We start from the raw sequence: 9,521 nt of genomic DNA, 5'->3' as shown, positions 1-9,521 counted from the left end.
ACATGGTTGTGTATGTTCTATATTGAGAATGAAACACCATATGTAGCGCACCTTCCATTTTCTTACGACCGACAAAATCATTTGGATAAATAATTTCACCCAAATTAGAATCAAAGAAACAAATATCGCGAGCGGCTATCTTCAGAGCAACGGAATGCCCAACGCTTGCGTTAACCATATTTATTTCATGCTTACCATTCATTACCAATTCATTCATCAAAGCTGATGCCGATACTCTACTTAGTCTGACCATACCTCTATAACGAATATGACCTTCTATTCTTACAATCTCATTAAATATTTCTTCTCTGGGAAGTGAGGTATACGCCAAAGCAACATGATAATGTTGATATTGGAGATTCATAACCCCACGAATAATGCTCTGAGTTTTTGGCAAATGAAAATAATTCTCAACATTGCACGAATGCGGAGGTGAAATAAGGTAAGCTGCGCTAAATCCATAACAAGCCCCCCCCAATCCATATATTTCCTTGCCCTGAATATCCTTTTTCCCTGTTGCTCCAGTCCACACACCACCCAACTTTGTTCGATCGGTACCTGACCAACCGTACTTCCTCATGTAAGCACTCTGGCTAAAATAATTGTATTTACCCTTAGTATTTCTGACATAAGTCATTAATGCATTTACTATGTTTGGCATCCAATCCCTTATATAGACTCATACGCATAAATTAAACAATACATAACAGATCACAGCGTTATCTCAATGGCTGAGATTTATGTAATAATTTGGGGTGGCACGCTATCACAAATATTATTACCTTTATACTTAAATAGTTATTAAGTATTATATAGTCATTATTAAAACCAATGATAAACCTCACAAATAAAACCATTTAATTAAAAAAGAAAATATATTATTAATATATTTGATATTGACACTACTTCATTGTTATCGATTACCTGAGTTTGAACGGCCAGGAAAAGCCGTTTATCTCCTGGTGAGGGCAACTCAATCCACTCTCTGTCATCTGCCCAAATGACATCGTCAAATGTGTCGATGTCACTGTCATCCCACCCCGGATCAATGCGCAAAGCCTTGAATCACGCTAGTTTCAAAGTTGGCACACTTTATGTATGCCTAAAGCAGTCTTATAAAAAACACTCTATCCAGGAGTCTCTGATGAACCGCTTCATCATTGCTGATTCGAGCAAATGTATTGGCTGTCGCACTTGCGAAGTGGCCTGTGTCGTGTCCCACCAGGAAGCACAGGATTGCGCGGCATTAACACCGCAAACTTTCCTGCCTCGTATTCACGTGGTTAAAGGCGTGAATGTTTCTACCGCAACGATGTGCCGCCAGTGCGAAGACGCACCTTGCGCCAACGTCTGCCCTAACGGGGCTATCAGCCGCGAACATGGCTTTGTGAATGTGATGCAGGAACGCTGCATCGGCTGCAAAACCTGCGTGGTTGCCTGCCCATATGGCGCGATGGAAGTGGTTGTTCGCCCGGTTGTGCGTAACAGCGGCGCGGGTCTTAACGTGATGGCTGAAAAAGCCGAAGCGAATAAGTGCGACCTTTGCCACACCCGTGCAGAAGGCCCGGCCTGTATGGAAGCCTGCCCAACCAACGCCATTATCTGCGTTGATCGCAACAAACTTGAACAAATGAATATCGAAAAACGCCGCCGTGCTGCGTTTGATGCGACTTCATCTATTTATTTCTAAACCCCTTTAACTTCACTTTTAACAGGTCTGTTACTGATGAAAAAAATTACCAGCGTCTGCCCTTACTGTGGCGCAGGCTGCAAACTCAAACTGGTTGTTGAGAAGAATAAAATTATCCGTGCCGAAGCGGCTGATGGCGTGACGAACCAAAATGAACTCTGCCTGAAAGGCTATTACGGCTGGGATTTTCTCAACGACACAAAACTGCTCACACCGCGTCTGACGCAGCCGATGATTCGTTATGAAAAAGGCGGCAAGCTCCAGCCTGTTAGCTGGGATGAAGCCATTAGCTATACCGCGAAACGCCTGAAAGCGATTAAAGATCAATATGGCCCGCGTTCCATTATGACGACCGGTTCGTCACGCGGAACGGGTAACGAAACTAACTATGTGATGCAGAAGTTTGCCCGCGGTGTGCTGCATACCAACAACGTCGATTGCTGTGCGCGTGTTTGCCACGGGCCGTCGGTGGCGGGTTTGCAGGTGACGCTGGGAAATGGCGCGATGAGTAACTCCATCGGCGACATCGAACATTCAAAATGCCTGTTGGTATTTGGTTATAACTGCGCCGATTCGCACCCGATCGTGGCGCGTCGGGTGATTAAAGCGAAAGAAAATGGCGCGAAAATCATTGTTTGTGACCCGCGCCGCATCGAAACCGCGCGTATTGCAGACCAACATTTGCAGCTGAAAAACGGCTGTAATATGGCGCTGGTGAATGCCTTTGGCTACGTGCTGCTCGAAGAGAACCTCTACGATAAAGAGTACGTGGCGAAATTTACTGACGGTCTGGATGCTTACCGTGAAGTGGTAAAAGGCTACGCGCCAGAAGACGTTGAGCATTTGACTGGCGTACCGGCGCATCAGGTTCGTCAGGCGATGCGGACGTTCGCCGCAGCTCCTTCAGCCACCATCATGTGGGGCATGGGCGTGACGCAGTTTGGTCAGGCAGTCGACGTGGTAAAAGGCTTATCAAGCCTGGCACTGCTGACCGGTAACCTGGGGCGTGAAAACGTTGGCGTTGGCCCGGTACGTGGGCAAAACAACGTGCAGGGTGCGTGTGATATGGGCGTACTGCCGAACCAGTTCCCTGGCTATCAGGATGTGGTTGACCCGGACGTTCGTGCCAAATTTGCCAAAGCATGGGGCATCAACGTTGATGATATGGACGACAAAGTCGGCGTGCGTATCACCGAAGTGCCGCATATGGCCATCGAAGGTGAAATGAAAGCCTATTACATCATGGGCGAAGACCCGTTGCAGACCGAAGCCGATCTTGGCCTGGTGCGCAAAGGGTTTGAAGCGCTCGATTTTGTGGTAGTGCAGGACATCTTTATGACCAAAACCGCCGAAGTGGCGGATGTGATTTTGCCAGCGACTTCCTGGGGCGAACACGGTGGCGTATTCACCTGTGCGGACCGCGGCTTCCAGCGTTTTGAAAAAGCCATTGATGCGAAATACAACGTCAAACGTGACTGGGAAATTATCAGCCTGCTCGCAACCGAGATGGGCTACCCGATGCACTACGACAACAACCAGCAAATCTGGGACGAACTGCGCGAACTCTGCCCGCTGTTCTTTGGTGTGACCTGGGAAAAAATGGGTGAAATGGGCCATGTTCAGTGGCCGTGCCCGACGCTTGACCACCCTGGCACGCCGTATCTCTACAAAGACAGCAAGTTCGATACTCCAAACGGTAAAGGCCAGCTTTTTGCCGCGCAGTGGCGTGCGCCTGCCGAAGTGCCAGATGCCGAATATCCGCTGGTGCTGTGTACCGTGCGTGAAGTTGGCCACTACTCTTGCCGCTCGATGACCGGCAACTGTGCGGCGCTGCAAACCCTGGCCGATGAACCTGGATTTGTGCAAATGAACCCGACAGACGCCAACCTGCTCGGCATTAAAGACAAGCAACTGGTGTGGGTCAGTTCACGTCGCGGCAAAGTTATCAGCCGTGCAGAAGTGAACGAGCGCATTAACGTAGGCTCCGTTTACATGACCTACCAATGGTGGATTGGTGCGTGTAATGAGCTAACGCAGGACAACCTGGACCCGATTTCCAAAACACCGGAAACCAAGTATTGCGCGGTCAACGTTAGCCAGATTGCCGACCAGCAATGGGCAGAAAACTACGCTCAGACGACCTATAGCGATATGAAAGCGCGTTTGCGTCAGGCTGTAGAAGTTTAAGTGTAAAAACAACCCTCATCCCAACCTTCTCCCTGAGGGAGAAGGAGTATTCCCCCCTCTCCTGTGGGAGAGAGTTGGGGTGAGGACGAAAGTTTTAAGGAACAATTGTGAATTTTAACGGCGTGATGCTACGCATTCGCGGCAAAGTGCAGGGCGTTGGCTTCCGGCCATTCGTCTGGCAACTGGCGCAACAACTCAGCCTCACCGGCGATGTCTGCAATGACGGCGCGGGTGTGTTAGTGCGCCTGACATCCACCGCCGATGCGTTTATCACCAGGCTTCACGCCCATTGCCCGCCACTGGCGCGTATCGATAGCCTTGAACAATCGCCAATGCAGTGGGAAACGCTACCCCAGGATTTCACCATTCGCCACAGTCACAGCAGCGCGATGGAGACACAAATCGTCCCCGACGCCGCCACCTGCCCGGATTGCCTGCGCGAACTCAACGATCCAAACAATCGCCGTTATCGCTATCCGTTTATCAATTGCACCCACTGCGGCCCGCGCTTCACCATTATTAATGCCATGCCGTATGACCGGCCAAACACGGTGATGGCGGCTTTTCCACTTTGCCCAGCGTGTGAAAAAGAGTACCGCGAACCAATGGACAGGCGCTTTCATGCGCAGCCTGTCGCTTGCCCGGAATGTGGGCCGCAAATCAGCTGGCAATGTGATGAGCAACACCTTGAGCGCGAAGGCGCTTTGCAGGCAGCCATTACAGCGTTAAAAGCCGGGAAAATCGTGGCGATAAAAGGGCTGGGCGGCTTTCATCTGGCGGTGGATGCGCGTACCGATGCAGCGGTTTCACGGCTGCGCGAGCGTAAACAGCGCCCGTCCAAACCGCTGGCGGTGATGCTGCCAGATTCAGACGGCTTACCAGAAAATGTACTCGCCCAACTGACAACGCCTGCGGCACCGATTGTGTTAATGGCAAAGTCTGCGCTGCCTGGGCTAAGTGCGTTTATCGCCCCTGGCCTTCGCGAAGTCGGCGTGATGCTACCCGCCAACCCGCTACAACACCTTTTGCTTCAGGGTTTTGGCGGCCCGCTGGTAATGACATCCGGCAATTTAAATGGCAAACCGCCAGCAATCACCAATCAGCAAGCGCTTGAAGAACTGGCCGATATTGCCGACGGCTGGTTGTTGCACAACCGCGACATCGTGCAGCGAATGGATGATTCCGTGGTGCGGGCAAACGGTGAGATGCTGCGCCGCGCCAGAGGGTTTGTGCCAGATGCTCTGCCGTTGCCGCCAGGTTTTTCAGGCCTGCCGCCGATTCTGGCGTTAGGTTCCGACCTGAAAAATACCTTCTGCTTGCTGCGTGGCAACCAGGCGGTGCTCAGCCAGCATCTTGGCGATCTCGCAGAAGAAGGCGTTGAAGAGCAGTGGCAAAAAGCACGCACACTGATGTGCGAAGCCTATGATTTTACGCCAGAACAGATCGTGATAGACGCCCACCCAGGCTACCACAGCGCCCGCATCGGCCAGGAAATGGGCATGCCTGTGAGCAAAGTTTTGCATCACCATGCTCATGCAGTGGCATGTATGGCGGAACACAGTTGGCAGTTGGACGGCGGTGATGCGATCGCGCTAACCCTTGATGGCATTGGCTACGGCGAGAACGACCAGTTGTGGGGCGGCGAGTGCCTGCGGGTGAACTATCGCGATTGTGAACATCTCGGTGGCTTGCCCGCTGTAGCGCTGCCGGGTGGCGATCTCGCCGCTCGCCAGCCGTGGCGCAACCTGTTCGCCCAATGCCTGGCTTTTGTGCCGGACTGGCAACAATGCCCTGAAACCGCCGTGGTACGCGAACAAAACTGGCCGCTGCTGGCAACGGCGATTGCGCGTGGGATTAACAGCCCACGAGCCTCCTCCACGGGCCGCCTGTTTGATGCAGCTGCGGCGGCGCTGAACTGCGCTCCGCTACAGCAAAGCTACGAAGGGGAAGCCGCCTGTCGCTTTGAAGCGCTGGCGTCACAAAGTGGTGCGTGTCTGCATCCTGTTACCCTGCCGCTTATCAAAGGCCAACTCGATATGGCGGTGTTCTGGCAGCAATGGCTGAACTGGCACGACTGTGCACCCGCTCGCGCCTGGGCTTTTCATGATGCGCTGGCAAAAGGGTTGGCTGATTTAGCCCGCAGCCACGCAGACAAGCTGGCGATTAAAACTATCGTATTCAGCGGTGGCGTGCTGCATAACCAGCTGATGCGTGAAAGATTTTCGTATCACCTCGCGGATTTCAATCTGCTCTTCCCGACACAGTTGCCAGCCGGTGACGGTGCCCTTGCATTGGGCCAGGCGCTGGTTGCCGCCGCCCGCTTCCACCTTCCTTCACAAGGATAAAATGATGTTCTTGCGTATTCTTCGTGACAACCCGCGCGCCGCTGTTTTGCTGGCTGTTTTAGTTGCCGCAAACCTTGCCGCCTGGGCCTGGGCGCTGGTTTCGTTTCACCACAGCACGGCATTGATGGCCGCAAGTTTACTGGCCTGGTGCTACGGCCTGCGCCATGCGGTCGACGCCGACCACATCGCAGCAATTGATAACGTGACGCGCAAGATGATGCAGCAAGGGAAACGCCCGTTTGGTATTGGTGCCTGGTTCTCGCTCGGTCATTCCAGCATTGTGGTGCTGGCTTCAATCGCGATTGCCGCAACCGCTGCGGCATTTAAGAATGATATGGACTGGTTCCATGAGGTTGGTGGCGTGATTGGCACGGCCGTATCGGCGTGTTTTTTACTGGCAATGGCACTGGTTAATCTGGTGATCTTACGTGGCGTATGGCGCAATTTTCACCAGCTCAAGCGTGGTGAACCGTTGTCTGCCGAGGCGACTGATTTCACTGGTGGCGGCATGATGAGCTGGCTGTTCCGCTCCACATTCAAGCTGATCAATAAAAGCTGGCATATGTATTTGGTCGGTTTTTTGTTTGGTTTAGGGTTTGATACGGCAACAGAAATTGGCGTGCTGGGCATTTCTGCCGCCAGCGCGTCTAGCGGGATGTCGATATGGTCGATTCTGGTGTTTCCGGCGCTGTTTGCCAGCGCGATGGCGCTGATTGATACGCTCGACAATATGATTATGGTTGGCGCTTACGGCTGGGCGTTTAACAAACCGCAGCGCAAACTTTATTACAATATGACGATTACCGGCACCTCGGTTGTGGTGGCGCTGTTTATCGGCGGCATGGAAGCATTAGGGTTGTTGGCGGATAAATTCGACCTGCACAGTGGTGTATGGAAATGGGTTGATGCGTTGAATGAAAACCTCGGCAATGCGGGCTTTATCGTGGTTGGGCTGTTTATTGGCTGCTGGATTGTGTCGATGCTGAACTACCGCTGGAAGGGGTACGATTCTTTGGTGGTGCGTTAATTCGGTTATGGATTGTCGGATGACGCTGCTGTATGACCTACGGTAATCGTTGTAGGGCGGATAAGCGCTAGCGCCATCCGCCATTTCACAAATTACTTCGCTTCAGCCCACGCCCGCTCAATCTCTTCGGCAAGAATCTTCACACCGGCTTCGATTTTCTCAGGCTCCGGCACGTAGTTCATGCGCATGCACTGATGCGTGTGCGGCCACGGTTTATCGAGCCCTGGGAAGAAATAATCCCCCGGCACCATCAACACACCGCGTTTTTTCAGGCGCTGATAAAGCAATTCCGTGGAGATCGGCAGGTCTTTAAACCACAACCACAGGAAGATCGCCCCTTCTGGTTTGTGAATTAAGCAGCGTTCTGGTGACAAATAGCGACGAATAATCGCGATCGTGTCCTGAACGCGCTGATAATAGAACGGTTTGATAACGGTTTCGGACAAGCGCAGCAAATCGTTACGCTTGATCATCTCACACGCCATTGCCGGGCCAACACCACCCGGCGCCAGACTGATAATCCCATTCATGTTACTGATAGCTGAGATGATTTTGTCATTGGCGATGATGATGCCACAACGGCTACCCGGCAAGCCCAGTTTGGACAGGCTCATGCACAAGATGATGTTTGGGTTCCACAGCGGGCGGGCTTCACTAAAAATAATCCCCGGGAATGGAACGCCATACGCGTTATCAATAACCAGCGGAATACCGTGTTGATTGGCCAGCGCATCGAGTTTGATCAGCTCTTCATCGGTAATCACGTTGCCCGTTGGGTTGGTCGGGCGTGAGACGCAAATCATCCCGGTATCAGGGCCGATATGCAGATGTTCAAAATCTACGTGATATTTAAACTGGCCTTCGGGCAACAGTTCAATATTAGGACGCGTCGAAACAAACAGGTCTTCTTCAAGGCCGGAATCAGCATAACCGATGTATTCCGGTGCCAATGGGAACAACACCTTTTTGGTACTGCCATCGGCATAACGGCCAGCAAACAAGTTAAACAAGTAGAAAAACGCGCTCTGACTACCATTTGTCAGTGCAATATTCTGCGGAGTAATATCCCAACCTAATTCTTTGCGCAGCATATCCGCAAGCGCGTCAAGTAACTCACTTTTCCCCTGCGGACCATCGTAATTACAGAGAGCGTCGGTCATTTTCCCGTTTGCCAGCATGTCTGCCAGCAGATCCTGGAAGTAGTCATTCATTGCAGGAATTTGCGCAGGATTACCACCGCCGAGCATGATCGCTCCAGGCGTGCGCAGACCATCGTTCAGATCCTCCATCAGGCGGGTAATGCCTGCATGGCGGGTAAATTTGTCGCCGAAAAGTGAAAACGTCATAACGTAGATCTGTCTTTGACCATCAAAAGAGGCTAACCATAACGCCGTAAAAGACGCGGTGCAAACGCATTAAGATTAGCGTCTCGTGGTCAATATGCTGCTTTAATTCATATTAAAAGCATTAAGTGCTGATATTTTTCCGCCGGATGACGCTGCGCTTATCCGGCCTACAGGGAATTTGTAGGGCGGATAAGCGCAGCGTCATCCGCCATCATTTACTGGTTGCCCGCCCAAACCACCAGCACTTTGTCATCGCCGGATTCACGCGTAAAACCGTACCCTTGCCTCATACTCACCGTATTCTGCTTGCCCGCGCCAATGGCCGGATGACGGGCGCGGAACTGGCTGATTTTTTGCCAGTGGGAAAGCGTGGCAACGTTTTGTCCCCAGTTCATATCTGAACGCGTACCTTGCAGCGGGTCAGAACCTGTTGGGCCAAACGGGCGTTCTGTTTCATCACCATAGAAAATCTGTACTGCCCCCGGAGCTAAAAGCAGTAACTCTGCAGCACGCTGGCCACCCTCGCGGAACAGGCGGGTATCGTGCGACGAAAGGTAGCTAAGAACATTAAAATCCTGCAACTTAGTCGCCATTTGCTGCCAGGTGAGATCGATATTCGATAAACAATCCACCGCTTTTGCCGCTTGTTCCTGGTAATCAAAGTTGATCATCGCGTCAAAGCCGCTGTTGTAGTAATCGCTTTTCATCACACCATGCCCCCAGGATTCTCCGGTCATCCAGAATGGTGCGTCATCCAGCTTCTTCTCTGGGTTGGCTTTTTTCCATTCAGCCAGTGCGCTAACCGACTGTTCTTTAAGTTGCTGCCAGGCTGCTTTTTCGACATGTTTCGCGGTATCGACCCGGAAACCATCAATGCCGTAATCACGCACCCATTGGCTCAACCAATGAGTCAGATAATCTCGCAC

Annotated in this window: 7 protein-coding genes; 4 read left to right on the top strand and 3 right to left on the bottom strand. The window is 51.9% G+C overall.

The window, feature by feature from the left end:
• Positions 1-661: hypothetical protein (locus tag MES37_RS21955; RefSeq protein ID WP_237932648.1), on the bottom strand; the 661-nt coding region annotated here is incomplete at its 3' end.
• Between the two features lie 483 nt (positions 662-1,144).
• Between MES37_RS21955 and hydN the strand changes: the two genes are divergently transcribed.
• The 4 genes from hydN to MES37_RS21935 all read left to right on the top strand — a co-directional run bounded on the left by hydN (position 1,145) and on the right by MES37_RS21935 (position 7,249).
• The gene (gene hydN, locus MES37_RS21950; protein ID WP_064542415.1) at positions 1,145-1,690 is read left to right on the top strand and encodes an electron transport protein HydN; all 546 of its coding nucleotides are present in this window, start codon (positions 1,145-1,147) and stop codon (positions 1,688-1,690) included.
• Between the two features lie 36 nt (positions 1,691-1,726).
• On the top strand, positions 1,727-3,877 hold the full coding sequence (gene fdhF / locus MES37_RS21945; protein WP_064542412.1) for a formate dehydrogenase subunit alpha: 2,151 nt from the start codon (positions 1,727-1,729) through the stop codon (positions 3,875-3,877).
• A gap of 125 nt (positions 3,878-4,002) precedes the next feature.
• The gene (gene hypF / locus MES37_RS21940; protein WP_237932649.1) at positions 4,003-6,222 is read left to right on the top strand and encodes a carbamoyltransferase HypF; all 2,220 of its coding nucleotides are present in this window, start codon (positions 4,003-4,005) and stop codon (positions 6,220-6,222) included.
• A gap of 4 nt (positions 6,223-6,226) precedes the next feature.
• A complete protein-coding gene (locus MES37_RS21935; RefSeq protein WP_064542559.1) occupies positions 6,227-7,249 on the top strand; it encodes a HoxN/HupN/NixA family nickel/cobalt transporter in 1,023 nt (340 codons plus the stop codon).
• Between the two features lie 92 nt (positions 7,250-7,341).
• Here the strand turns inward: MES37_RS21935 and avtA are convergent, their stop codons facing one another.
• Together avtA and MES37_RS21925 are read right to left on the bottom strand one after the other, a co-directional pair.
• Positions 7,342-8,595 carry a valine--pyruvate transaminase gene (gene avtA, locus MES37_RS21930; RefSeq protein WP_064542409.1) on the bottom strand — a complete coding sequence of 418 codons (1,254 nt, stop codon included), beginning with the start codon at positions 8,593-8,595 and terminating at the stop codon, positions 7,342-7,344.
• A 215-nt stretch (positions 8,596-8,810) separates the two neighbouring features.
• Positions 8,811-9,521 (bottom strand): alpha-amylase family glycosyl hydrolase (locus MES37_RS21925; protein WP_237932647.1); only part of this gene is annotated, 711 nt, incomplete at its 5' end.

The organism is Buttiauxella sp. S19-1, from assembly GCF_022134725.1.
Classification (GTDB): domain Bacteria; phylum Pseudomonadota; class Gammaproteobacteria; order Enterobacterales; family Enterobacteriaceae; genus Buttiauxella; species Buttiauxella ferragutiae.
This window is presented reverse-complemented; position numbering and strand designations above follow the sequence as displayed.